This is a genomic window from Cerasibacillus terrae, from assembly GCF_008039555.1.
Taxonomy (GTDB): Bacteria; Bacillota; Bacilli; order Bacillales; family Amphibacillaceae; genus Cerasibacillus; species Cerasibacillus terrae.
Window position 1 is genome coordinate 95,744 of record NZ_VDUW01000002.1, and the last position, 24,879, is coordinate 120,622.

At 34.7% G+C, this 24,879-nt stretch carries 21 protein-coding genes; 12 read left to right on the plus strand and 9 right to left on the minus strand.

The window, feature by feature from the left end; translation table 11 throughout:
- Positions 1-206: 206 nt before the first annotated feature.
- The 4 genes from FHP05_RS03945 to FHP05_RS03960 all read left to right on the plus strand — a co-directional run bounded on the left by FHP05_RS03945 (position 207) and on the right by FHP05_RS03960 (position 4,535).
- On the plus strand, positions 207-1,193 hold the full coding sequence (locus FHP05_RS03945; RefSeq protein ID WP_147665947.1) for a TAXI family TRAP transporter solute-binding subunit: 987 nt from the start codon (positions 207-209) through the stop codon (positions 1,191-1,193).
- 90 nt (positions 1,194-1,283) lie between these two features.
- Positions 1,284-1,853 carry a DUF1850 domain-containing protein gene (locus FHP05_RS03950; RefSeq protein ID WP_230973916.1) on the plus strand — a complete coding sequence of 190 codons (570 nt, stop codon included), beginning with the start codon at positions 1,284-1,286 and terminating at the stop codon, positions 1,851-1,853.
- Positions 1,837-3,855 (plus strand): TRAP transporter permease, encoded by a 2,019-nt coding sequence (locus FHP05_RS03955; RefSeq protein WP_147665949.1) that lies wholly within the window; start codon positions 1,837-1,839, stop codon positions 3,853-3,855. The genes FHP05_RS03950 and FHP05_RS03955 overlap by 17 nt, the downstream gene beginning before the upstream one ends.
- A 305-nt stretch (positions 3,856-4,160) precedes the next feature.
- Positions 4,161-4,535 carry a RidA family protein gene (locus FHP05_RS03960; protein WP_147665950.1) on the plus strand — a complete coding sequence of 125 codons (375 nt, stop codon included), beginning with the start codon at positions 4,161-4,163 and terminating at the stop codon, positions 4,533-4,535.
- 62 nt (positions 4,536-4,597) lie between these two features.
- On the opposite strand, the gene FHP05_RS03965 is transcribed toward FHP05_RS03960, so the two are convergent.
- Together FHP05_RS03965 and FHP05_RS03970 are read right to left on the minus strand one after the other, a co-directional pair.
- Complete coding sequence (locus FHP05_RS03965) at positions 4,598-4,885, minus strand: DUF1450 domain-containing protein (protein ID WP_147666257.1); 288 nt, start codon at positions 4,883-4,885, stop codon at positions 4,598-4,600.
- 216 nt (positions 4,886-5,101) lie between these two features.
- Positions 5,102-6,322 carry an MFS transporter gene (locus FHP05_RS03970; RefSeq protein ID WP_191126226.1) on the minus strand — a complete coding sequence of 407 codons (1,221 nt, stop codon included), beginning with the start codon at positions 6,320-6,322 and terminating at the stop codon, positions 5,102-5,104.
- A gap of 398 nt (positions 6,323-6,720) precedes the next feature.
- Between FHP05_RS03970 and FHP05_RS03975 the strand changes: the two genes are divergently transcribed.
- From FHP05_RS03975 to opp4C, 6 genes are all read left to right on the plus strand, one after another.
- Positions 6,721-8,244 (plus strand): MFS transporter, encoded by a 1,524-nt coding sequence (locus FHP05_RS03975; RefSeq protein ID WP_147665951.1) that lies wholly within the window; start codon positions 6,721-6,723, stop codon positions 8,242-8,244.
- Between the two features lie 323 nt (positions 8,245-8,567).
- Complete coding sequence (locus FHP05_RS03980) at positions 8,568-9,605, plus strand: ABC transporter ATP-binding protein (protein WP_147665952.1); 1,038 nt, start codon at positions 8,568-8,570, stop codon at positions 9,603-9,605.
- The gene (locus tag FHP05_RS03985; protein WP_147665953.1) at positions 9,602-10,621 is read left to right on the plus strand and encodes an ABC transporter ATP-binding protein; all 1,020 of its coding nucleotides are present in this window, start codon (positions 9,602-9,604) and stop codon (positions 10,619-10,621) included. The genes FHP05_RS03980 and FHP05_RS03985 overlap by 4 nt, the downstream gene beginning before the upstream one ends.
- 32 nt (positions 10,622-10,653) lie before the next feature.
- On the plus strand, positions 10,654-12,384 hold the full coding sequence (gene opp4A / locus FHP05_RS03990) for an oligopeptide ABC transporter substrate-binding protein (protein WP_230973917.1): 1,731 nt from the start codon (positions 10,654-10,656) through the stop codon (positions 12,382-12,384).
- A gap of 57 nt (positions 12,385-12,441) precedes the next feature.
- Positions 12,442-13,404, plus strand: coding sequence for an oligopeptide ABC transporter permease (gene opp4B / locus FHP05_RS03995; protein WP_147665954.1), 963 nt, complete (start codon positions 12,442-12,444; stop codon positions 13,402-13,404).
- Positions 13,405-13,415: 11 nt separating this feature from the next.
- Positions 13,416-14,321 (plus strand): oligopeptide ABC transporter permease, encoded by a 906-nt coding sequence (gene opp4C / locus FHP05_RS04000; protein ID WP_147665955.1) that lies wholly within the window; start codon positions 13,416-13,418, stop codon positions 14,319-14,321.
- A 565-nt stretch (positions 14,322-14,886) separates the two neighbouring features.
- Here the strand turns inward: opp4C and FHP05_RS04005 are convergent.
- The 5 genes from FHP05_RS04005 to FHP05_RS04025 form a co-directional block, all read right to left on the minus strand.
- Entirely contained in the window at positions 14,887-15,831 is a 945-nt protein-coding gene (locus FHP05_RS04005; RefSeq protein ID WP_147665956.1) for an ABC transporter ATP-binding protein, read from the minus strand.
- Between the two features lies 1 nt (position 15,832).
- The gene (locus tag FHP05_RS04010) at positions 15,833-16,873 is read right to left on the minus strand and encodes an ABC transporter ATP-binding protein (protein WP_147665957.1); all 1,041 of its coding nucleotides are present in this window, start codon (positions 16,871-16,873) and stop codon (positions 15,833-15,835) included.
- Positions 16,874-16,891: 18 nt separating this feature from the next.
- Complete coding sequence (gene opp3C, locus FHP05_RS04015) at positions 16,892-17,911, minus strand: oligopeptide ABC transporter permease (protein WP_147665958.1); 1,020 nt, start codon at positions 17,909-17,911, stop codon at positions 16,892-16,894.
- The gene (gene opp3b, locus FHP05_RS04020; protein WP_147665959.1) at positions 17,904-18,839 is read right to left on the minus strand and encodes an oligopeptide ABC transporter permease; all 936 of its coding nucleotides are present in this window, start codon (positions 18,837-18,839) and stop codon (positions 17,904-17,906) included. Before opp3b ends, opp3C begins: the two co-directional genes overlap by 8 nt.
- Positions 18,840-18,975: 136 nt before the next feature.
- A complete protein-coding gene (locus FHP05_RS04025; RefSeq protein WP_147665960.1) occupies positions 18,976-20,673 on the minus strand; it encodes a peptide ABC transporter substrate-binding protein in 1,698 nt (565 codons plus the stop codon).
- 219 nt (positions 20,674-20,892) lie between these two features.
- Between FHP05_RS04025 and FHP05_RS04030 the strand changes: the two genes are divergently transcribed.
- Positions 20,893-21,231, plus strand: a complete 339-nt coding sequence (locus FHP05_RS04030) for a DUF3899 domain-containing protein (RefSeq protein WP_147665961.1) — start codon at positions 20,893-20,895, stop codon at positions 21,229-21,231.
- Between the two features lie 489 nt (positions 21,232-21,720).
- Positions 21,721-22,557 (plus strand): 3D domain-containing protein, encoded by an 837-nt coding sequence (locus FHP05_RS04035; protein ID WP_147665962.1) that lies wholly within the window; start codon positions 21,721-21,723, stop codon positions 22,555-22,557.
- A gap of 538 nt (positions 22,558-23,095) precedes the next feature.
- Here FHP05_RS04035 and FHP05_RS04040 read toward each other — a convergent pair.
- Together FHP05_RS04040 and FHP05_RS04045 are read right to left on the minus strand one after the other, a co-directional pair.
- The gene (locus tag FHP05_RS04040; protein ID WP_147665963.1) at positions 23,096-24,022 is read right to left on the minus strand and encodes a nuclease-related domain-containing protein; all 927 of its coding nucleotides are present in this window, start codon (positions 24,020-24,022) and stop codon (positions 23,096-23,098) included.
- A gap of 145 nt (positions 24,023-24,167) precedes the next feature.
- Positions 24,168-24,362, minus strand: a complete 195-nt coding sequence (locus FHP05_RS04045) for a hypothetical protein (RefSeq protein WP_147665964.1) — start codon at positions 24,360-24,362, stop codon at positions 24,168-24,170.
- Positions 24,363-24,879: the final 517 nt, after the last annotated feature.

A 24,879-nucleotide genomic window follows, 5' to 3' on the forward strand; every position in this document is an offset into this window, starting at 1 on the left:
TTCCGTAAATATGTTTTAGAAATTTCATTATAATTTTCAAAAGTAATTAAGCATGCTTATAGTCTATACATCATAAGGCTTATCATGTTTTACATTGCATTATTTTCAGTTTATTGTGACATGTAAGCGTTTGACATAACTGTTAGTTATTATGTAAAATGTTTATACTTATAATTTTTATAATTTTAATAATAAGGGGGATAAGTATGAAAAAGAGGAGTATTCTAATTTCCGTTCTAATGCTATTTATTGTTTCACTTGTTCTAGTAGCTTGTGGTGGTAATGATAAAGAAGTAGATGCTGGAAAAAATAAAAAAGAGGATCCAGAATTTATGAAATTTTTAACCGGTGGAACAGGAGGAACCTACTATCCATTAGGTGGAGCTATTGCAAAGGTATTTTCTGATGAAGCAGGAATCAGTGCAGACGCTATATCTTCAAATGCTTCTGCTGATAACGTTGTAGAGTTATCAAAAAAGGGTGCTGAACTTGCTTTTGTTCAAACAGATGTATTGTCCTATGCAATAGAGGGAGTCCATGCTTTTGAAGACAAAAAAGTGGATAATGTTCTTGCACTTGGGTCACTTTATCCGGAGGCAATTCAAATCGTAACAACTGCAGATTCAGGTATTAAATCTGTTGAAGATTTGAAGGGGAAAACTGTTTCAGTTGGTGCTCCAGGTTCTGGAACATATATTAATGCCGAACAAATTCTTGAAATTCACGGTATGACAATGGATGATATTGACGCACAGAATCTAGACTTTGATGAATCAACTGGTGGAATTCAAGATGGAAATATTGATGCTGCATTTATTACAGCAGGTACACCAACAGGTTCTGTAGAAGGCTTAACAGCCACAAATGATGTAACAATTGTACCGATTGCTAAAGATAAAATAGATGAGCTTGTTGAGAAGTATCCATTCTATGCAGCCGAGACGATTGAAGAAGGAACATATAAATTAGAGGAAGATGTTGAAACAGTAGCTGTTTTAGCAATGGTAGCAGTAGTTGATTCATTATCTGAGGACACTGTTTATGAATTAACGAAAGCGCTTTATGAGAATGCAGATAAAATCGCACATGATAGAGGAAAGTCAATTACCTTAGATACAGCTTTAGATGGAATAGGTATGGATTTACATCCGGGTGCAGAAAAGTACTTTAAAGAACAAGGTTTAATGGAGTAAAGAATATATAGGGTGTAGTAGAAAAAGGCCAGCTGATTTGCCACTGGCCTTTCTTTTAAGTTATAAAATTAGATTACTAGGTTGAATTGCATGATATTACGATTACTACATTCTAATAGTTTGGTGAACATGATGAAAAAATGGATTATTATTATTCTTCTTTGTTTATTCATCTGTATCTTGTCCATCCATATCCCTTTTCGTACAGCACTTGTATTTTACAAAGAGAACACAGATAAAATGGAAGCATATTTACCGCTTCAAGAAGGGGATACCTTTCAAATTATTTATACACATTCCATCCATTTATCAGATGTTGTCGATAAATATCAAATTAGTTCTAATCACGATATAAAACAATATGAAACCGTTTATGAACAATATGGTATAGGAATGCCTGCAAATGCTGTCGGTAATGAAGAATTCGTTTATGAAGATGGGAAATATCATATTAAAAATATGGAGCGAATCTTTCCATCCATTCATTTGCGAAATGGAAAAACAGTATCTAAGCATCGTCTTGTCTGGGGCGATCATAAGGAGTATCTTGTATTATTTAATGATTATTTTAACCCTGGAGACTATTTTACGGTTAAGGTAGACGATTTATCTATATGGAATATGTGGAAAGGAGTGAAAATTGATGACAAAAGAAAATGATCATCATCAAGAACTTTCACAAGAAGAACAAGAAAAATTATTACAGAAATATGATGCTGAATCAAATACAAGGAATTTGTCTGGTATTGTTGCTTGGGTTATCTTTGGAATCTTAATCGCATTTTCCTTATTTCAATTATACACAGGGGCTTTCGGACAATTAACTGCCTATCTTCAACGAACCATTCACTTAGGATTTGCGTTAGTGTTGATCTTCTTTTTATATCCGGCTAGGAAGACTGGTTCTAAACGAAAAGTTGCCTGGTATGATTATATTTTAATATTATTATCGATTATTGTAACAGGCTATTGGCCTGTATTTTATGAAACACTTGTCCAACAATTTGGTGGTATTACAGAAGCCCAAATGGTCATTGGGGGCTTAGCGATTCTACTTGTCTTAGAAGCAACACGACGTGCTGTCGGATTACCAATTACCATCATTGCGATAGCTTTTTTAATGTATGCTTTATTTGGCCCGTATATGCCAGGAGAACTTGCCCATAGGGGGTTAAATCTAGAACAACTAATTCATTCCATGTATTTTACAACGGAAGGGATTTTAGGTACACCATTACAAGTATCATCCACATATATATTCTTATTCTTACTATTTGGGGCTTTTCTTGTTCAAACAGGAGTAGGAAACTATTTTAATGATTTAGCCATCTCGCTTGCTGGAAGACGTACAGGTGGGCCTGCGAAAGTAGCCATATTTTCTAGTGCATTACAAGGGACTATTTCTGGTAGCTCTGTTGCAAACACGGTAACAACAGGTTCCTATACAATACCATTGATGAAACGGCTTGGTTATAAGAAGAACTTCGCTGGAGCAGTAGAAGCAGCCTCTTCAACCGGTGGTCAAATCATGCCACCAATTATGGGAGCTGCAGCATTTCTAATGATCGAATTTGCCGGTGTTGGTTACTGGGAAATTGCTAAAGCAGCACTGATTCCTGCCATTCTTTATTTTTCAGGAATTTGGATTATGACACATTTAGAAGCGAAAAAACTAGGTTTATTAGGATTACCAGAAAAGGATATTCCTCCAAAGAAGGAAGTATTCAAGAAAATTCATTTACTACTTCCTATTTTGGCGATTATATGGTTTTTATATCGTGGGTTTAGTATTGAACGAACCGCTTTATATGGAATTTTAGCAACGATTATTGTCAGTCTGTTCTTAAAGGAGACACGAATTACACCAAGGAAATTTATTGAAGCGCTAACATCTGGTGCCAGAACAGCACTAGGGGTTGCTGCAGCAACAGCTGCTGCTGGTATTATCGTTGGTGTAGTGACTAAAACAGGTTTAGGTTTAAAGCTAGGAAATGGTTTAGTTGGCATGGCTGAATCCATTACATCATCGCCAAAAATGTTACTGTTATTAACACTATTTTTCACAATGATTGCTTCCTTAATATTAGGAATGGGTTCACCAACGACAGCGAACTATATTATTACATCAACAATTGCATTACCAGCAATTATTGCTTTAAATGATCAAATAGAGTTTGCGATTCCAGTTCTAGCTGCACATATGTTCGTCTTTTACTTCGGAATTGTAGCCGATATTACACCACCAGTAGCCTTAGCAGCCTTTGCGGCAACAGGAATATCTGGTGGGGAACCAATTCGAACCGGAATTAACGCTTCCAAACTTGCAATTGCTGCGTATATTATTCCGTACATGTTTGTTTTACAACCAGAATTATTAATGATTGATACAACATTAAAAGGCGTACTCTGGATTATTTTAACAGCTATTACCGGAATGATTGCTATAGGAGCCGGGTTAATTGGATATTGGTACCGAAAACTCTATTGGTTCGAAAGAATTTTAGTAGCGATTGTTGGTCTCATGCTCGTTTATCCGGAAGGGTATACGGATCTTATTGGTTTAGGGGCATTCATCTTCATGCTTGTTTTACAATTTGTTGTAAAGAATAAACAGGATAATCAGGAAGATAACCAAAAACAATTAGAGAAAATGAATGCATAGACGCTAAAAAGATGAAGAAAAACTTCTTCATCTTTTTTTACTGTCTATGCATATTAATTGTGGATATGTGTATTAATGTTTCTTTATATATCCACAGCATGTGCATAACATTGAGGATAACTCCATATTTTGTATCATTTTATTAAAAAATCAAGATGTGGTAGGAATGAAAGAGGGATACAACAGGAATATGTGAGTAAGTTTGGGGATAAATAAACCTTAATAACCCATCGTAAACATTCAGAAAATACATTTATCATGTTATAATAGGAATGTACTTTTTAATATAGGAAGGGGAATCATTCGTGAAAGCTATTCATTCAGAAAAAGCACCAGCAGCAATTGGACCATATTCACAGGCCATTCAAGCAGGTGATTTCATTTTTGTATCTGGTCAACTAGGAATTGATCCTACTACTGGGGAACTTGCTTCAGGCGTAGAGGCACAAACGAAACAAGTGCTAGAAAACTTAAAAGCAATCCTTTCAGAAGCAGGTAGTGACTTTTCACAAGTGGTTAAATTCACTATTTATACAACATCCATGGATGATTTTGGTACAATTAATGAAATTTATGGAAGTTACTTAGAAGAACCATATCCTGCAAGAGCGACAATAGAAATAAGCCGTTTACCAAAGGATGGTTTAGTGGAAATGGATGTTATCGCCTATAAAAAATAGTTATAACTATTTCCTAGGAAATTTTGTCGAAAAATTGGATATATGAAAAGAAGAACTTGCTATTATTCATATTTAGCAAGTTCTTCTTTGATTTGTTTTCTTATTTTATCTAAACATTGTTCAGGTGTATCAGCAAATACCCGCTTATTATTTACAATGGCATATGGCTTTACGCGACATAATCCACAGAATGATAAGCAGTCATTTACTAATACAGCAACTTCTGGAAATTCCTCTTCTAGAATGGATTCTATATCTAATGAGGTGATTGCATTTGCATCACAAACTTCAACGATGACTATCCCATCGCGATCACTTCTTTTCTGTAATGAATTTACCTCGTTCTTTATATATCATGAAGATTTAACCCTACTTTATACAAGTAGTAGGAGCATGTTTTCCTTAGCTGAAAAGCTAAATGCAAGCATACCTGTGAAAAATCTATTAAGTTAAATGTATCTATTTAACTTATCATAACATGTTGTAAAAGCTAATGCCTTAAGTTACATATTGTTTATCTATTAAGCTAATCGTTTTATCTATATCCCACCCCTTTTTTATGAAGTTTATCTTGTAAAAGAGTGAGAGTGTTTTCCTTCGTATTCATATTTATGCCAAACAAATAGTGTAATAATCCCACCTAAAATAAGGATTCCACTTGTAACAAAAAATACAGCAGAGAATCCAAATAGCCCTGCAAGAACTCCTCCAAGGGCAGGACCTGTCATATTTCCAAAAAACCGTAAGCTCGTATTATAGCCCAATACCTCACCTTGCATCGATAATGGTGCTTCTTGTCTGATATAGGCAATTCGAAGTGGGACAATCCCCCCTAGAGAGATTCCAAGTAAAAACCGTAAAACAACTAATTGCCAAATACTTGTGACAAAGGCCCCTGGTAAGTAAACTATTCCAGCAACGAATAACAAGACAATTAAAATTTTCATATATCCGATACGATCCCCTAAATTCCCCCATCTGCGTGACATTAATAAATTTCCAAGTCCAGCAGCTGAAAAGGTAACACCTGAAATAAAGGCAATATTAGCAGGACCATTTATTTCTGCAACATATAGTGGAAGGATTGGTTGTATACTGAAATGTGCTATTTGAACAACCGCTGACATTAGTATGACGATTAGTAGCACAGGATGTTTCACAATGTGTAAGATAACTTCTTTACTGGAATAAGAGTCTTTTTCCTGACTCGTAATCTTCATTTGGATTTCTTTTACCCCAAATGAGACGATGATGGCAGATAATAATAAACTAAGTGCTGTCCATTTAAATGTGGCTGCATAGCCAAACATATCTGCAAAAACTCCACCAATCATTGGACCTAATAATGCACCAGTAATACTACCTGTTTGGAGTGTCCCTAAGACTTTTCCTGCAATTTTTGTCGGAGTTTGTGTAGCAATCAATGCTTGGGACATTGATACAAATCCAGTGAAAATTCCCATGAAGAATCGTAGGAAAAACAGCTGCCATTCATTTGTAGCAAAACCCATTAAAAAGACAGACAGACTCATCCCGAGAGCAAAAAAGACTAATATTTTTTTTCGTCCATGTACATCACCAAAGCGTCCCCAAATTGGCGAAAAAATAAAAGCTGTGACAAAGGTTATTCCAAAAATCCATCCAGACCAGCTTTGTACATAACTATCTGAGAAATTCCCCATAGAATCTACATACAATGAAATGAATGGTAGTACCATTGTCATACTTCCAGCAGTAAAAAAGTTTGCGATCCACATAATTCCCAAATTACGCTTAACATCTCGCATTGGATAGTTGATAAAAATACACTTCCTCCATATATATTTCGATACTCTAAATATATATTATAAGGAAGGGATTAGAAAATGAAAGTTATCTGCTCATAAGAATGAATGGCAATATCCATCTTTTTAAAGTAATTAGTTGGTTAAATGTTTATGACACTGTAAAATGGATATGTTGGAAATACTACTTTATCGCAGATTAACTGGCTGTAAGACCTCCACTTCAAGAATTCAAGATACTCAGGAATGATAAGTGGAGGATCAACAGGCAGTAAAGGCCCGATTCGTTCAACCTACAGTCAGTGAGAGAAGAATAAAACTCCCACTGATTGAAGTTTCACTTTATCAATTTTCCCACGGGATTTTTAACAATATATTAGTAAATTATTGGAGCTGAAGATATGCAAAAGGAAATGGAAAAAAAGTCCTCGCAAACGTGGGCAATTATCTTATTTACGATTGCTGTATTTATGTCTGGTCTTGATAACGGTATTATAAGTACGGCATTAACAACGATTGGTGACTCTTTCCATGTTTCACCTTCTTGGGGAACTTGGTCTGTAACCATTTATACATTCGGAATCGCAATCAGTGTGCCAATTATTGGGAAATTATCAGATCGATATGGGCGGAAAAAGCTATTTCTTGTGGAAATTACGCTATTCGGTATTGGTTCTTTACTCGTTGCATTAAGCCCAAATTTCACCTTCTTATTAGTATCTCGATTCATTCAAGCAATTGGTGGTGGGGGTATTTTTGTCATAGGAAGCTCTCATATTCTTGCTACATTACCAAAGGAAAAGCAAGGAAAGGCACTCGGGGTTTTCGGTGGAATGCATGGACTTTCAGCTGTTATTGGACCAAATTTGGGAGCATTCATTTTGCAATTGACCGGTCAATGGCAGTGGATGTTTTTAATTAATATCCCGATTGTTATCTTTTTAATTGTATTTGGTTTTACTAAAATACATGAAACAAAGGCACCGCAAACAGAATCCCTAGACATGTTGGGTTCGATTATATTAAGCATGGGGATTCTTGCATTAATGTATGGGTTAACAAACCTTGATAGTACGTCTTGGATATCTAGTTTACTCAGTGAAAATGTATTTCCCTATCTCATTGTTGGAATAATCTCCTTTCTTATTCTAATTAAATATGAAAAATCAATAGAAGAAAAAGGGAAAGATCCCATTATTCCGTACTCTTTAATTCAAAAGCGCTTGTTTCGTATGACATTATTAGTTGGCTTACTTTCTGGGGGATTTTTAGCAGGAATTATTTTTATACCAGCATATGTGCAACAAGTACTCCATATTCCAGTTGAGCAAGCTGGTTATTGGTTAACCCCAATGGCATTAGCATCTGGAATTGGTGCAGGTCTTGGTGGGGTGTTAACAGATCGGATTGGTGCTAGAAAAACATTGATGATTGCTGGAGTTGTCGGATTTATTGGTTTCATTTTATTTCCGATTTGGGTAAATGGTTTTTTTACATATCTCATTGCTAGTATTCTTGCGGGAATTGGTCTTGGCTTTTTATTAGGTGCACCATTAAATGTTCTTGTAGGGGAAAGTGCACAAAAAGGGCAACAAGGAACGGCATTGGGGACATTATCATTAATTCGTCAAATTGGTTTAGCACTTTTTCCGACCCTCTATGCTGGTTTGATCACAGGAGCATATACGAAATTAAATAATACTTTAGATGAAATGACTAACTTACCGTTTATTTTTGCTGATGCGAATAATTACGGAGATCTGATGGAGCAAGTAGAAAAAATAGCAGATGTGTCAAAGCAACAAGAAGTTTTAAAGATGATTTCGCAGACGTTAGAATCAGGATTTTCTAAAATGTTTATAACTGCTGCGATATTAGCAGTCATTACATTCATAATTGGTGCATATTTAAATAAAAGAAAATAAATACAAAAACCATTACATTCTGTTTTGCGAAGTAATGGTTTTTTTGTATTTTGATTACACGTAAAAATGATGAAGATAGTAAAGTTTCATCGATATATATTGAAAAAAGGTAAAAACATATATCGATAAAGATAGAAATATAGTGCTAACAAAAGGCTATTTACACCAAATTTTTTGAAAAGTTGCATGTTTTTAAAAAATCCACTTGTCTAAATTATTTAAATGGTATATAATTTAAGAAATCTAAATATTACGTTTGTATTACAATTTGAAAAATAAAAAAACTGGCCGAAAAGTCTCAACCAGAAAGGGGAGAGGGTCTTTTGACATATAAACAGCAAGAAAAAGACTTACTAAAAGTAAAAAAATTACATACGGGTTTTTATATTGAGGGAAAGTTCCATCATGCAATAGAAGATATTAATTTAGAGGTAAAACCAAAAGAAGTTGTTTGTGTCGTAGGTGAATCAGGTTGTGGGAAAAGTGTCATGTCGTTATCAATTATGCAATTATTACCTAAAGGTATATCTAAAATTAGTGATGGTGAAATTTTATTTAATGGAGAAGACTTAGCGAAAAAAACGGAAAAAGAGATGAATAAAGTACGTGGCCGTGACATCGCTATGATTTTCCAAGAGCCTATGACCGCCCTAAATCCAGTTTTTACGATAGGGTATCAGTTGCAGGAAGTTCTGTTCAATCATTCTAATATCAATAAGAAAGATGCAAGAAAAAGAGCAATCGAATTATTACGAGAAGTTGGTATCCCTAGAGCGGAAAAAATAATAGATGAATATCCACATCAATTATCAGGTGGAATGCGACAACGTGTTATGATTGCGATTGCAATCGCATTACATCCTAAATTATTGATTGCTGATGAACCGACAACTGCTTTAGATGTTACCGTACAGGCGCAAATTTTAGAGCTATTAAAAGATATTCAAGAAAAAGAAGATATGGCAATTATGCTTATAACACATGATTTAGGCGTGGTTGCCGATATAGCAGACAGAGTTATTGTAATGTATGCAGGGCAAATTGTGGAGGAGGCAAAAGTAGTAGACCTGTTTACCAAACCAAAACATCCATATACAGAAGCGCTATTAAAGAGCATTCCTCGAATGGAAGAGGTAACTGATAAATTAAATACAATTCAAGGAGTCGTCCCTCCCATAACAAATATGCCTGAAGTTGGATGTCGATTTGTTGATAGGTGCCATAAAGCTTTTGACAGCTGTAAAAAGGTATCACCACAGCTTGGAAATGTAAATGGTGATCAGCATTTAGCAAGATGTCTCCTTTATGAAAAGTGCTATCCAAGTGACTACAGCGAAGAAAAGGAGGAAATCAGTTTATGAGTGAACAGGTAAAAATAGAGCAAGAGCAGAAAAGTAATGTAAGTGCTAAGGACAATATACTTCTTGAAGTAAAGAACTTAAAAAAATACTATCCAGTAACAGCAGGTTTTTTTAAAAGAAAAGTAGGGGATGTAAAGGCTGTTGATGATATTTCAATCACCTTAAAAAGAGGGGAGACTTTTGGTTTAGTAGGTGAATCGGGTTGTGGGAAATCTACAACAGGTAGAACGATTTTACGATTAACTGATGCCACTGACGGACAAATTTTATTTGAGGGCAAGGATATAACAAAATTAAAAGGATCGAGCCTTCGTAAATTCCGAAGAAACATCCAGATGGTTTTCCAAGATCCGTACGCATCATTAAATTCGAAAATGATGGTAGGTCGTATTGTAGACGAACCTATTCGTAATTTTACTCGTCAGACTAGTAAGGAATTAGAACCAGAGGTAAAAGCATTACTATCAAAAGTAGGGCTTCGTGAAGAAGATTATTATAAGTACCCACATGAATTTTCAGGTGGTCAACGTCAACGAATTGGAATAGCTCGAGCATTAGCATTACAGCCGAAATTAGTAATTGCGGATGAACCTGTTAGTGCATTAGATGTATCGATTCAATCACAGGTATTAAATTTATTGAAAGAAATGCAAACTGAATTCGAATTAACTTATTTATTTATTGCCCACGATTTAAGTGTGGTTAAACATATGAGTGACAGAATTGGAGTCATGTATCTAGGGAATATGGTTGAAGTTGGAGATAATAATGCTATTTATAAAGAGCCGCTTCATCCTTATACAAAGGCCTTGACGTCCGCAATACCAGAACCTGATCCGTTAAAGAAAAAAGAACGAATTATTTTAGAGGGAGATGTGCCAAGCCCGCAGAATCCGCCTTCTGGTTGTGTGTTTCATACTAGATGTCCAGCAGCAATGCCGGAGTGTAAGAAAGTAATACCACAATTGAAGGAGGTGAGGTCTAAGCATAAGGTCGCATGTCTTTTATATGATTAATTTATTCAAAATTTAAAAAAGGGGGACTTTCATTGAAAAAGAAATTTTCGTTTTTATTTGTATTGATTTTAGCTGTTGTTTTTGTTATGGCTGCATGCTCAGGGGATACTTCTGGAGAGGATAAAGAAGAAAAGGATACCACAGAAGAAAAAAGTAATGATGAAAAAGGATCTGATGCGTCTAGTGAGGAAGGTCAGTTGACATATGCAGTAGACACAGCTCCAGAAGGACTATTTGTACCAGGATTTGCGGGCAGTATCATTGATTCAAGAATAAATGATCTTATTCATGATTCGTTGATTTCCGCGAATGAAAATATGGAGTATACTCCTCATGTTGCTGAGTGGGAAACAGAAGACAATAAAGTGTTTACTTTCAAATTGAAAGAAGGAGTTAAATGGCATAATGGAGAAGAATTGACAATGGAAGATTGGCAATTTGCCATTGAGGTATTAGCTCATCCTGATTATGATGGACCTCGCTTTGATTATGTAAAGGAAATCGAAGGTGCGGAGGAATTCCGTAAAGGTGATGCAGATACGGTTAAAGGATTTGAAGTGAAGGATGACTATACTGCAGTTATCACATTTAATGAAGCAAAAGTAAATAATTTAGAGAACCTGTGGACAAATCCAATGCCAAAAGCTGAATTAGAAGATATACCTGTAGCAGATTTATCTTCAGCACCAGAAGTGAGAGAAAATTCAGTAGGTTTTGGTCCCTTTAAAGTAAAAGAAGTGGTCGAAGGGGAATATGTGAGTCTAGAACGTTTCGATGATTACTGGCAAGGAGAACCTAAGTTATCGGAAGTTCTTATTAAAGTAATTGACCCATCATTGACGATCGGTGCATTACAAAATGGTGAAATTGATTTTATGGAAATTCGCCCAGATGATGTAGAAGAATTGGAAACATTAGATCATGTCAGAATTGAGGAACAAGAAGGTTTAGGATATTCTTATATTGGATTCCGTTTCGGTCATTATGATAAAGAAAACAGGACTGCTGTAGCAGATTATGATAAATTCAAGAGCAAAGAACTAAGGCAAGCCATGTTTTATGCATTAGATCGTGAATCACTTGTAGACTCTTACTTAAATGGAAAAGCAACAATTGTGAATACACCAATCCCATCCGTTCATTGGATTGTTGCGGATGAATCTGAATTAACACAGTATGATTACGATCCAGAAAAGGCAAAAGAACTGCTTGATAAAGCTGGATATAAAGATGTTGATGGAGATGGCTTTGTTGAAGACCCAGATGGTGAAAAATTTGTTGTGAAATTCGGACATTATGCTGGACCTGCAGCATTTGAAGGTCGTACGCAAGCAATTATGCAAAACTGGGAAGATGTTGGGATTAAAACAGAACTTGCAACAGGTCAATTAGTAGAATTTAATACGTATAATGAAATGAAAGATAATGATGATGAAAATTTAGAGGTATTCTTCGGAGCATGGAGTGTAGGTTCTGACCCTGACCCATCTGGCTTATGGCATAGTACATCTGAATGGAACTATGGCCGTTGGGTAAATGAAGAATCTGATAAATTACTAGAAGAAGGACTAAGCGAAAAGTCTTTTGAACAAGATTACCGTAAACAAGTTTATATTGATTGGCAAAAGCTTTATAATGAGGAACTTCCTGGATTACCACTTTGGGAGAACCTTGATTTGTATGGTATTAACAACCACATACAAGGTGTAACAATTGATGCTACTGGACCACGTGAATTCCACGAGTGGTATATAGAAAAATAAAGATAATCAGCTGAAAGCATGCATCAAAATTTAATTGCCAGATGAGGAGAAATGCTCATGATTAGTTACACACTTCGCAGACTACTTGGAATGATACCATTGTTAATCCTTATCTCTATTGTTGTTTTTTCCCTGGCAAAACTAATGCCAGGGGACCCCTTTTCGGGGGAGATAGATCCAAACAATACTAGTGTGGAGTATATTGAGGAGATGAGGGAGAACCTTGGTTATAATGATCCAATACCAGTACAATATCAAAGATGGGTTACAAATCTCGCTCAGGGAGATTTGGGAAAATCTACAACATATAAGAAGCCTGTCATGGATGTAATTTTGGAGCGATTGCCCAATACTATATTTTTAGCAATCACGTCATTAATCATTACATATATTCTGGCTTTTACACTTGGAATGTATTCTGGTAGAAAACCATATACGTTAGGAGACAATGTGATTGCTACATTCAACTATGGAGGTATTGCGATACCGCAGTATATTATTGCAATTGTTGCAATTTACTTTTTTTCTTTTAAATTGGGTTGGTTTCCATCCAATGGCTCCATAACTCCTGGTCTTGAACAGGGAACATGGGAATTTTGGATGGATAGGATTCATCATGTTGTTTTACCAGCCATGACACTAGGATTGTTTTCTACTGCATCGTATACACAATTTTTACGAAATGATATTGTCCAAAATAGCCAGATGGATTATGTTCGAAGCGCAAGAGCTAGAGGAACTAGTGAATCAGCAATATACAATAAACATATTCTTAGAAATTCAATTATTCCTCTTGTAACATTCTTTGGATTTGACTTAGCAACCCTAATTGGGGGAGCAATTATTACCGAAACAATTTTCACTTATCCAGGTATTGGTATGTTATTTATTAATGCAATTGATACAAGGGACTATGCAGTAGTTATGTCGCTTACCTTATTATTTTCGTTTCTTACTTTATTCGGGAATCTAATCGCGGATCTATTGTATGGTGTAGTGGATCCTAGGATCCGTTATTAAGGAGGGTTTAAATGGAACCTACAGTACAGACTAATATAAAAAAACAACAAAAATTTGATTCCACTTGGACAATAGCTCGTAAAAAGTTTATGAAACGAAAATTAGCCATGATTAGCTTAGGGTTTTTATTATTCATTATCTTTGTATCATTTATTGCACCTTATGTTACATCAGACGATGTCACTCGAATTGATATGCAGAATATAAACCAAGAACCGTCCAGTGAACATTGGCTTGGAACAGATAGAAATGGTAGAGATGTATTTACAAGAACACTTTATGGGGGACGAGTGTCATTAACTATCGGATTAACCTCTATGTTCTTTGTTACCTTAATTGGTTCTACCGTAGGATCAATTGCGGGTTACTATGGTGGATGGGTAGATAATTTGCTTATGCGTTTTACTGATTTTATTTTAACATTACCTTTTATGGTATTTGTAATTGTGTTAAATGCTATTCTTATTGGTATGGGGAAAGTGACAGGGATGTGGAGTTTGATCATTGTATTTAGCTTATTAGGATGGGGTGGTGTAGCACGTATTGTTCGTGGAAAGATACTTTCGGAAAAGGAAAATGAATATGTATTAGCTGCTAGGTCAATTGGATGTAGACCATCCCAGACAATTATTAAACACTTACTCCCTAATGTTATGACAACAATTATCGTACAAGCTACTCTACTTTTAGCTGCATATATTGTTGCAGAAGCAGGACTTAGCTTTATTGGGATTGGTGTTCCAGTTGAAATCCCAAGCTGGGGTAATATGTTAATGGAAGCAAGACAAACAGATGTTTTGCAAAATAAGCCATGGATTTGGGTACCACCAGCAGTGTGTATCACACTAACAATTCTTTCCATTAATTTTGTAGGTGAAGGCTTGAAAGATGCTTTTGATCCTAAGACTACAAAATAATTATATGAAGAAATAAAGCTGACATATTACCTAATTAATTAGGCGGTTTTTGATATGAATCAAGGGCCGTCTTTTTGGATGCATTTTTTACAAACCAATATAAATAATGATTATTGTTTTTTTACACTCCAAAAAAATACCTATTAATCATGTAATAAAAACTACGAATATGGTAATCCTTGTAATAGATTTTCAACAGTCTTGTAAAGGCATGGGGATAAACATGCTCAATTATTGGAAGAATAGTGAATATAGGATAATCACACTATAGAACACCATATAATGTCAGGGGTGTTAAAGAAACCAGAATAATTATATTTAGGGATAATAGATAATGTTAAGGGGGTAAGCGTGCATGAGAATACTAATCAATACCAGAAACAATAAATAAAAGGTTAAAATGGACTAGGATTTACGTTTATATCGATAAAAATAGGTGTAATGGAGAACAATTAAAAAGATGGTTCCAAACATCAAAACGATGATTGGAACCACTTTAAACCTTTGAGGGAGTTAGTTATGTTCTATCCTCTCCTCTTTGTATGCACGTTTATCCGGTTTTAGACTATTTAGGATTATAGTTTGATTGGTATTGCTTATATTCCTTTTCTGAACAATTAACATAGTGATTGGGTGCAACCTCACGCATATAGACCTCTTCTCCTTCTTCATAACCATGTGAAGTAGGATCATATGATATTCTTCTGCGTGTTCTTTCATAACTAGGGTCTGGTAACGGGATTGCAGACAGTAATGACTGCGTATATGGATGCATTGGATTGAGGTATAAATCGTCTGAAGTTGCCACTTCGACTAACTTACCTTGATACATAACACCAATACGATCACTAATATATTTTACCATTGACAAATCATGTGCAATAAATAAATATGTTAAATCTTTTTCACGTTGTAGTTTTTTTAGTAAATTAACTACTTGTGCTTGAATCGAGACATCTAAAGCCGAAATTGGCTCATCTGCTATTATAAATTCTGGATTTACCGCTAGTGCTCGTGCAATTCCTATTCGTTGTCTTTGGCCACCAGAGAATTCATGTGGATAGCGGTTCGCATGGTCACGATTAAGACCAACTGTTTCTAACAATTCTTGTACTTTATCTTTACGTTCCTTTTTCGATTTAACAAGTTCATGGATATCAATTCCTTCTGCAATGATATCATTCACTTTCATACGAGGGTTTAGTGAAGCATAAGGATCCTGGTAAATCATTTGCATTTTTTGGTGAAGATCCTTTAACTCAGATTTTGTCTTTTTTTCATGAACATCTTGTCCGCGATATAAAACAGAACCTCCTGTTGCATTATATAAACGTATAATGGTTCTACCTGTTGTAGATTTCCCACATCCTGATTCACCGACTAATCCAAATGTCTCTCCCTTATAAATGTCAAAACTAATATCATTAACAGCTTTCACTTCATTTGATTTTCCAATATTAAAATATTGTTTTAAATTCTTTACTTCTAATAATTTTTCTTTCTCAGCCAATTCAATATGCCCCCTTTGAAAACTTCTGCATTCTATCTTGAATGTTTTGAGGTGGTTCTACTTTGGGAGCATTTGGATGTAACAACCATGTAGCAGCATAATGTGTATCTGATACTTTAAACATGGGTGGTTCTTTTTCTAAATCAATTTGCATTGCATAACGATTTCTCGGTGCAAAGGCGTCTCCTTTAGGTGGTTTTAATAAATCTGGAGGCGACCCAGGAATAACATATAGTTCATCATCCATTCCATCTAAACTAGGCATGGAGCTAATTAATCCCCATGTATAAGGATGTTGTGGATTATAAAAAATCTCATCAACTGTTCCAACTTCAACAATTTTTCCACCATACATGACTGCAACACGATCTGCAACATTTGCTACAACACCTAAATCATGCGTAATAAAAATAATCGATGTTTCAATTTGTTGTTGTAAATCCTTCATTAATTCTAATATTTGTCCCTGAATTGTCACGTCTAAAGCAGTTGTAGGCTCATCAGCAATTAAAATTTTTGGTGCACATGCCAGTGCTATAGCTATCACTACACGTTGTCTCATCCCACCGGAAAACTGGTGGGGATATTGCTTGATTCTAATCTTTGGTTTAGGAATTCCGACTAAATCTAATAATTTAAGTGTTTGTTTTCTTGCTTCAGATTTTTTAAAATTCCCATGTTTAATCAATGGTTCCATAATTTGTTTACCAATTGTCATGGTAGGATTTAATGATGTCATCGGATCTTGAAAAATCATTGATATATCTTTACCCCGAATTTTTTGCATTTGTTTCTCAGTTGCTTGCACGATATCTTTATCTTGAAAAATAATTTTACCTGACTTTATTTCTGAATTATGCTTAGGTAGAAGCTTCATAATAGATTTTGTAGTTACAGACTTACCTGAACCAGACTCACCCACAATTGCAAGTGTTTCCCCTTCATATAAATCAAAATCCACACCACGGATTGCTTGAACTTCCCCAGCAAATGTATGAAAAGATATATGAAGATCGTTTACTTCAAGTATTTTTTTTCCCATTTGTTTTCACCTCATCTGTTAATCACGCATTTTAGGGTCAAATGCATCTCTGATTCCATCACCAATCAAGTTAAAGGATATTAGTATGATACAGATCACAATACACGGTATGATCATCAAATGGGGCAAGAACTGAAAGGTCTGATAACCATCTTCGATAAGTGTACCTAAGGAAGCCTCAGGAGCTTGTAGACCTATCCCGATAAAACTAAGAAATGCTTCGAAAAATATAGCACTAGGTATCGTAAACATAGTATTAATAATGATTACTCCAGATAAGTTAGGGAGTAGGTGTTTAATTAATAATCGTATGTTTCTAGCACCTAATGTTTTAGAGGCCAGTATATATTCTTGGTCTTTCAGTTTCAAAACTTGTCCCCGTACAACCCTTGCCATACCAATCCAACCGGTTATAACCATTGCAATTGTTATCGACATGATTCCAGGTTTTAATATTAATAACATTAAAATAACGACAATTAAATTCGGAATACCAGAAATAATTTCTAGTATACGTTGCATCACATTATCCACTCGGCCACCTTTAAATCCGGAAACCAATCCATAAGCAACACCAATAATCATATCAATAAGTGCAGCTAATAAAGCGATGTATAGGGATACTCTTGTTCCAAGCCATACACGTGAGAACAAATCACGTCCAAGGCTGTCCGTGCCAAACCAATAATATTCTTGTACATTTTTATTTTTGTATATATCGCTTTTCTCACCATTAATGTCTTGTGTACCGTCAAATATTCCTAAGTTTTCAATTACTGGTATTTTAGGTGGAAGATTTGCTTTTGTCACATCTTGAGCATATGGATCATATTGTGAAAGATAGGGCCCAATAATTGCCATTATAAAGATAAATAATAAAATAACAGCACTAATAATGGCACCTTTGTTTTTACGTACTCGAAGCCAAGCATCTTTTGCAAACGAAAGCTGTGGCTTTGCAATTACTTCATTATTCATATGATCAGTTGAAACAGGTTCAAAAAGTTCCTTGGGAAGATTTTCTGTTGAATTACTCATGTTTATCCCCTCCCGCCAATCGAATTCTAGGGTCAATGATACCGTATAGTATATCTACGATTAAAATGATTACCACTAATAGGAAAGCAAAGAAAATTGTTGTTCCCATTATAATTGGAAAGTCATTCGTTTGAATTGATTTTACAAATTGCTCACCAATTCCAGGAATGGAAAAAATTTGCTCTATTACCATTGAACCGGTCATTAAACTAACAGCCATTGGTCCCAATACGGTTATAAGCGGAATTAACGCATTTCGTATCGCATGTTTGATAGCTACTTCCGTACGAGAATTCCCTTTTGCTTTTGCAAGTGTAATATAGTCTGAACTAAATACTTCAATTAATTCAGTTCTCATAAACCTGGCTGCAGTTGCAATTGGGAAAATGGCTAATGCTATTGTTGGCATAATTGAATAGCTGAACCCGTTCCAGGAAGCTACAGGGAGCCATTCTAATTTTACACCAATATAGTATTGTAATAGAGCTGCAAAAACAAAAGATGGTATAGATTTTCCGAGCACAGCTAAAAATGTACTTCCATAGTCAATCCATGTATTTTGGAATAGAGCTGCGAGTACACCAAGCATAATCCCAATAATTGTACCTATAAACATCGCTTGAAACCCTAAGGTGAGTGAAGGTCCGATTCGTTTTAATAATAATGATGAAACAGGTTGGTTATCGTATTGAAAAGAAACACCTAAATCACCTTTTGCGATATTTATCATATAATTTGCATATTGAACAGGCAATGGGTCATCTAACCCATATTTTTCATCTAAAATAATTCTCTGTTCTTCCGTTAATTTTTCTTCATTTTGAAAAGGGGTTCCTGGCAAAAATTTCATTAAAAAAAAGGTCAATGAAGCAATGATAAACAACGTGATTATCATATAAATAATTCGTTGCGTTAAATATTTCGCCATCTTGCTTCCTCCTTGTTGACTAATTTATATAAATATTCAAAAAAGATATATGTAAAAAGCTAGAAAGAGAGTATATATACTCTCTTTCTATTAATTTAATTAAATTTTTTAACTTATTCTTTTTTTGTACGTTAATTTATTTTTCGATTTTTACATATTTTAAAGAATAATCAGGTCCAAATAAATGTTCATGGAAGTTCTTAACATACGGTTTGATTAAAACTAAGCGACCTCTTTGATAAATTGGTGCTATAACTGTATCTTCTTGAATTAATAATTTTTCAGCCTCCAGCATAGCCTCCCAACGTTTTTGTGGATCATTTGCATATTTAACTTTCGCATCGTCAATTAACTTGTCAAATTCTTCACTTGAATAACCAGTGTTGTTATTTGTACCATCTGTAAGGTACAAGTCAAGGAATGTCATTGGGTCCAAGTAATCAGGTCCCCAACCATGCATAACGATATCATAGTCTTGATCTGTTGTTTTCTTTAAACGAACCTTAAAAGGAACGTTAGTAAGTTCAATTTTTAATCCTTCTAAATTTGTTTCTAATTGGTTTTGGAAATATTCCCCAGTTTTCTTAGCGTTTTCTGTGTCATCACTAAGATAATCAAGTTTAATCTCTTCAACACCCAATTCTTCTAACCCTTTTTTCCAATATTCTTGTGCTTTTTCTACATCGTAAGAGATTAAATCTCCACTCTCTTCACGGAAATCTTTATCTGTTTCCGGGTTTTTAGCAAGACCTTCAGGTACATATCCATCGCTTGGTATTGAGCCGTTTGCTAAAACTGTATCTGTAAATGATTTTTTGTCGAAAGCCATAGCGATTGCTTTTCTAATATTTTCATTTGCTAAAGGTGTATCTTTACCATTTCTTTCTTGGTTAAATTTCAGGTACCAAGAACTTCCTTCTTTAAATGTAGAAGCCTCTTCATCATCTTGATATTGGTTTGCATATTCAGCACTTAATGCACCTGTACGATCAGCTTCATCTGTTTGATATAAGTTAATTGCTGTATTTGGTGTTTTGGCAACTTGTACATTTACTTTTGTTAAATGTACTTCATCTTTGTCATAGTAATGTTCATTTGGTTCGTATGACCATTCAAGCCCTGAACCATCCCAATCTGTTAAGACAAATGGTCCATTTGCTAGCATGTTTTCACTGTTTGTACCAAATTTGTCGCCTTTTTCTTCAACGAACTTTTCATTCAATGGTAGATAAGTACCAAATGCTAGTAGGGAATCAAAATATTCTACTGGCTGTTCTAAAGTAACTTTTAATGTGTTTTCATCTACTGCTTCAACACCTAAATCCTCTTTATCGGCTTTTCCGTTAATAATTTCAGTTGCGTTTTTTATGATTCCTGAAAACATATAAGCATACTCTGAAGCAACTTCAGGATTTACAGCTCTTCTCCATGAATAGACAAAGTCATTTGCAGTTACAGGATCTCCATTAGACCATTTTGCATTCTCACGGATTTTAAATGTATATTCTTTTCCATCTTCACTTATTTCAGGTTCTCCGTCTGCAATTCCTGGAATAGGTGTATCATTTTCATCTAAAACATAAAGTCCTTCCATTGTTTGCCCAAAAACAATGAAACTAGCGGCATCAGTTGCTAATGTTGGGTCCCCTGTTGGAATTTCAGCAGATTCTATTAGATTAAGAACCTGTTTTGTGTCAGAATCACCTTTTCCTGAATCTCCCCCATCACCACCGCTACCATCACTATCATTTGAACTATTGTAGCCACATCCAGAAATTATGAAGGCCAAGGTTATTAATAGTGTGATAAAGAATAAATTTTTTGACTTTTTCATATTTACTTACACTCCCCTTTTTTAAAATTATATTATATTATACAGAGAATTTTATTAATTGTAAAATGATTATTCTTTAAAAAGTACGCCAAATTCAAATAACTCCTTATTTTATTTATTTATTTATAAAGAAATCTATAATATAATACTAATCAAGAGACGTTACATGCTGTTTTTTATTGGATATGTACTGTAGTTTAAGAATGGAAGGTGTAATCATTGTTTTTAAAAAAACTTTCGATTTGGTTAGGATCATCACAAGTAGCTATTATTTTGTCCTCTTTTGTCTTTTATAAAGAAATAACGTTATTAAGCTATATTAATGTAGCTTTTGTTATTGGATTTTCGCTTTTGCTAATTGCGATGGGTGGATATGTCGTTAAGGGACGTTTTTTTGATATTGTTTTTTATAGTTTTCAACACACTTTTGGAAAAATGGAAAATAAAAAAAGAAGACCTTTATCTAAACTTGTTCCCCAATATTATAAATTTCCTTTTATTACAGGTATTGTCTTACTTTCGGTAGTTATATGCTTATTGATTTTTTACATGCTTTAAGTAACTTTTTTCATTAATTTTGTAGATGAAAGCTTGAAAGATGCTTTTTATTTTAAGACTACAACATAATTATATGAAGAAATAAAGCTGATATACTACCTAATTAATTAGGCGGTTTTTGATTTGAATCAAGAACCGCCTTTTTGGAGGCAATTTTTACAAGCCTATATCTTTAAATGATTTTAATTTACACCAATAAATATTCTCACTTCGTCACACCTTTCCATAATCGGAGTTTTTAAATAATTCGTATCATAAATAATACATAGGTATTTTACGATTTCATTACATAGGAATAATTTTCATTTCCAGCAATAACGGTTGTTAAATATGGATTTATGAGGATGAACCAGAAAATATCTATTAATCATGTAATAAAAACTACGAATATGGTAATCCTTGTAATAGACTTTTAATAGTCTTGTAAAGGCATGGGTGCATTTTCTATGTTACGATTACCTATGTCAAACTCAAGGAGGGAATTAAACTATGAAAAAATTCATAGCAACATTCACAACGGGTCTGATGATTGTTGGCGCAAGCGTATCCACTGTTTCCGCGGAGGAACATGTCGTACAGAAAGGAGATAATCTCTGGGATATTGCGAACACATATGAAACAACAGTCGGTCATTTAGTGGAAATGAACGATTTAGAGACAACAGTAATTCAACCAAAACAAAAACTTACAATTGATGATATATATACTGTAGAAAAAGGAGACACATTATATAGCATCGCAAAGGAACATAATGTGTCAGTGAAGGATATTAAAGATTGGAATGATATGGATTCAGAAATCATTTTGATCGGTCAAGAACTTCATATTAAGAGTGGAAGTTTATCCATCGAGAAAGAGCCAACAAATCAGACGGAAGAAACACAAGAAAGTACAGTAAAAGAAGAAGTACAAGAAACAAAACCAGCAGAAGAAGCATCAACAAATAAAAAAGAAGCCAAAGAAGAACCGGTAACTAAACAAGAAGAAGCTAAAGAAGAGTCGGTAACTAAATCAGAAAAACAGGAAAATCCAGAAGGCAAAACAATGACAGTGACAGCAACTGCATATACTGCAGCATGTAATGGATGTACTGGAATTACAGCAACAGGAATTGATTTAAATAAAGATCGTAATGCAAAAGTAATTGCCGTTGATCCAAATGTTATTCCATTGGGATCGAAAGTATATGTAGAAGGTTATGGTCAGGCTATCGCTGGTGATACTGGTGGTGCAATCAAAGGAAATAAAATTGACATCCACGTACCAACAAAATCAGAAGCTAACAAATGGGGCGTCCGGACAGTAGACATAACCATTATTGAATAGATATTTAAAAACGCATCTTCCGCAGATGCGTTTTTTATTTTGGCAATTCCCTCTTGCTAAGTGACAGGCGTTGGTCATATGGTTAGGGGAACAAATAATCACATATGTGGTAGGTATTAGGATAATATTACATGGGAATTAAGATTGGTAATGTATAGGAGGGTTAATCGTGCCTAATCATTGGAGAAATCGTGAATGTGGTAACGAATAGGAGATAATTGTGCCCGAAACTCCAGAGCCCCCTGAAGTCGGTAATGAATAGAAGATAATCGTGCCTGAAGCTCCAGATAATAGCGAAACAGGGAATGAATAAGGATTAATCGTGCCTGGAGCTACCGGATAATCACAAAGCAGGGAATGAATATAGAGTAATCGATTTCAAAATTCCAGTTAATTTAAGAACAGGGAATGAATAAGAATTTAATATCGTTCGATCACTCAGGTAATTTTAAAGCTAGTAAAGAATAAAATCTGAATGTATCCAAAAAGCAATCAAATTTAAAATGTGTTAATGGATAGACTGAGGTATTAATTTTTCCTATCTTATCGTATTGGGGGAATGAATATAATATGTCGATCTACCCTTAGGAATACACGTAAAATTTTCTGTTAAAACTTTCCGAATGATCTTTTTAGACAGCAACTTTCCACACCACTCGTGGATAATATGTGTTGTGATTTGATGTTCTGGAAAAAGCAGTTGGAATTCTTGGATGTTTCTTAGTACAGCACTACTCGTACTCTCATGTTGTCCACACTGATTACAAACAACATTTTTCTTAACTACTTTCAACATAACGGAATGGCATGAATTACAAATGATTCCCTTTTTCAATTGTTCGTAATTATAATGAGGTAGCTTGGTATAAGGATGTTCTTCTATATGCATGTCCAATAACTTTTTTGCTAAATGTTCATGGGATTTTTTTATGATATCAGTATTTTCATGTAAACGTTGAAAAAATCGCTTCAATTGTGTTGGCAAAATAATAGGGATGTTCCTTGGAGCTTGAAGAAGAGTAAACTCAGGATGGACGAAAATGATATAAGATTTTATTTGATAGTTTATTTTCATGCTGGTAAACAGTTGACGGAGCATAGATTCTGATCGCTTTAATTGGATCATTGGATCTTTAATTTCTTTTCCATTTTCCTTAAACCAATGTCCAGAATCAAAGTAAAAGTCTCCTTCATAATTTTTTACTTCAAAGAGGTAGACAACACCTTCAGTAATTAATAAAGAATCAATTTGAAAAATACTGTGGTTGTATTCTAGTAATAAATCATGCAAAACAATACAATTATCACCTAAGGTATTCAATAATGCTGCAAATTTCTTTTCACCTTGATACCCTTTTTTTAAACTTCGGAGGTATCGATTGTTTGTTTTGGACAAGATGATGCGTGGTTTTAAACATCGGAGAATTTTCAATGATTGGGGTTCAACGGGAGGCTTAAATATCATTATACACTTCCTAACTATATATTATTTATCATCATTTTATGAAAAGACTCAATATAATGCAAACTTTTAGTTGTTAACTGTTAAAATTGGTGAAAAATCGTATAGAAGTAATGGAAAGGACAATGGGATGCTTAACTTACTAAATTTATATGTGCACTTCAATTAAACTGGAATTAATCGTGCCCAAAACTCCAGAGAATCCTGAAATCGGTAACGAATAGAAGATAATCGTGCCCGAAACTCCAGAGAATCCTGAAATAAGTAACGAATAGGGAGTAATCGTGCCCGAAACTCCAAAGAATCCTGAAATCGGTAACGAATAGGAGATAATCGTGCCCAAAACTCCAGATTCCTCTGAAATCGGTAACGAATAGAAGATAATCGTGCCCGAAACTCCAGAGAATCCTGAAATAAGTAACGAATAGGGAGTAATCGTGCCCGAAACTCCAGATTCCTCTGAAATCGGTAACGAATAGAAGATAATCGTGCCCCGAAACTCCAGAGAATCCTGAAATAAGTAACGAATAGGGAGTAATCGTGCCCGAAACCCCAGAGAATCCTGAAATCGGTAACGAATAAGAACTAATCATACCCAGAACTCTAGAAAACCGCACAATAAGTAAAAAAATGATCATGCCAGAACCCAAAATCTGTAACTGAATAATTTCAGGCTAAGAAACAGAAGATGATGATAGAACATTGGGTATAAATGCGTGATTAAATGAAATGATAACGAAATAAAGCCTTTCATATTTATTTTAAATCTATGTGTTTTTCGGGTAAACATTTTTCCTTTGCTATGTTAGACTATATGTATAGCAAGGTATTTTGATGAAATATGTACACTCCACATAGAC

What these genes read in the sequence shown, in the direction of transcription:
- FHP05_RS03945 (WP_147665947.1), top strand. Translation starts at nt 207, where the DNA reads ATGAAAAAGAGGAGTATTCTAATTTCCGTTCTAATGCTATTTATTGTT.
- FHP05_RS03950 (WP_230973916.1), top strand. Translation starts at nt 1,284, where the DNA reads ATGATATTACGATTACTACATTCTAATAGTTTGGTGAACATGATGAAA.
- FHP05_RS03955 (WP_147665949.1), top strand. Translation starts at nt 1,837, where the DNA reads ATGACAAAAGAAAATGATCATCATCAAGAACTTTCACAAGAAGAACAA.
- FHP05_RS03970 (WP_191126226.1), bottom strand. Translation starts at nt 6,322, where the DNA reads ATGCGAGATGTTAAGCGTAATTTGGGAATTATGTGGATCGCAAACTTT.
- FHP05_RS03975 (WP_147665951.1), top strand. Translation starts at nt 6,721, where the DNA reads ATGCAAAAGGAAATGGAAAAAAAGTCCTCGCAAACGTGGGCAATTATC.
- FHP05_RS03985 (WP_147665953.1), top strand. Translation starts at nt 9,602, where the DNA reads ATGAGTGAACAGGTAAAAATAGAGCAAGAGCAGAAAAGTAATGTAAGT.
- opp4B (WP_147665954.1), top strand. Translation starts at nt 12,442, where the DNA reads ATGATTAGTTACACACTTCGCAGACTACTTGGAATGATACCATTGTTA.
- opp4C (WP_147665955.1), top strand. Translation starts at nt 13,416, where the DNA reads ATGGAACCTACAGTACAGACTAATATAAAAAAACAACAAAAATTTGAT.
- FHP05_RS04010 (WP_147665957.1), bottom strand. Translation starts at nt 16,873, where the DNA reads ATGGGAAAAAAAATACTTGAAGTAAACGATCTTCATATATCTTTTCAT.
- opp3C (WP_147665958.1), bottom strand. Translation starts at nt 17,911, where the DNA reads ATGAGTAATTCAACAGAAAATCTTCCCAAGGAACTTTTTGAACCTGTT.
- opp3b (WP_147665959.1), bottom strand. Translation starts at nt 18,839, where the DNA reads ATGGCGAAATATTTAACGCAACGAATTATTTATATGATAATCACGTTG.
- FHP05_RS04025 (WP_147665960.1), bottom strand. Translation starts at nt 20,673, where the DNA reads ATGAAAAAGTCAAAAAATTTATTCTTTATCACACTATTAATAACCTTG.
- FHP05_RS04035 (WP_147665962.1), top strand. Translation starts at nt 21,721, where the DNA reads ATGAAAAAATTCATAGCAACATTCACAACGGGTCTGATGATTGTTGGC.
- FHP05_RS04040 (WP_147665963.1), bottom strand. Translation starts at nt 24,022, where the DNA reads ATGATATTTAAGCCTCCCGTTGAACCCCAATCATTGAAAATTCTCCGA.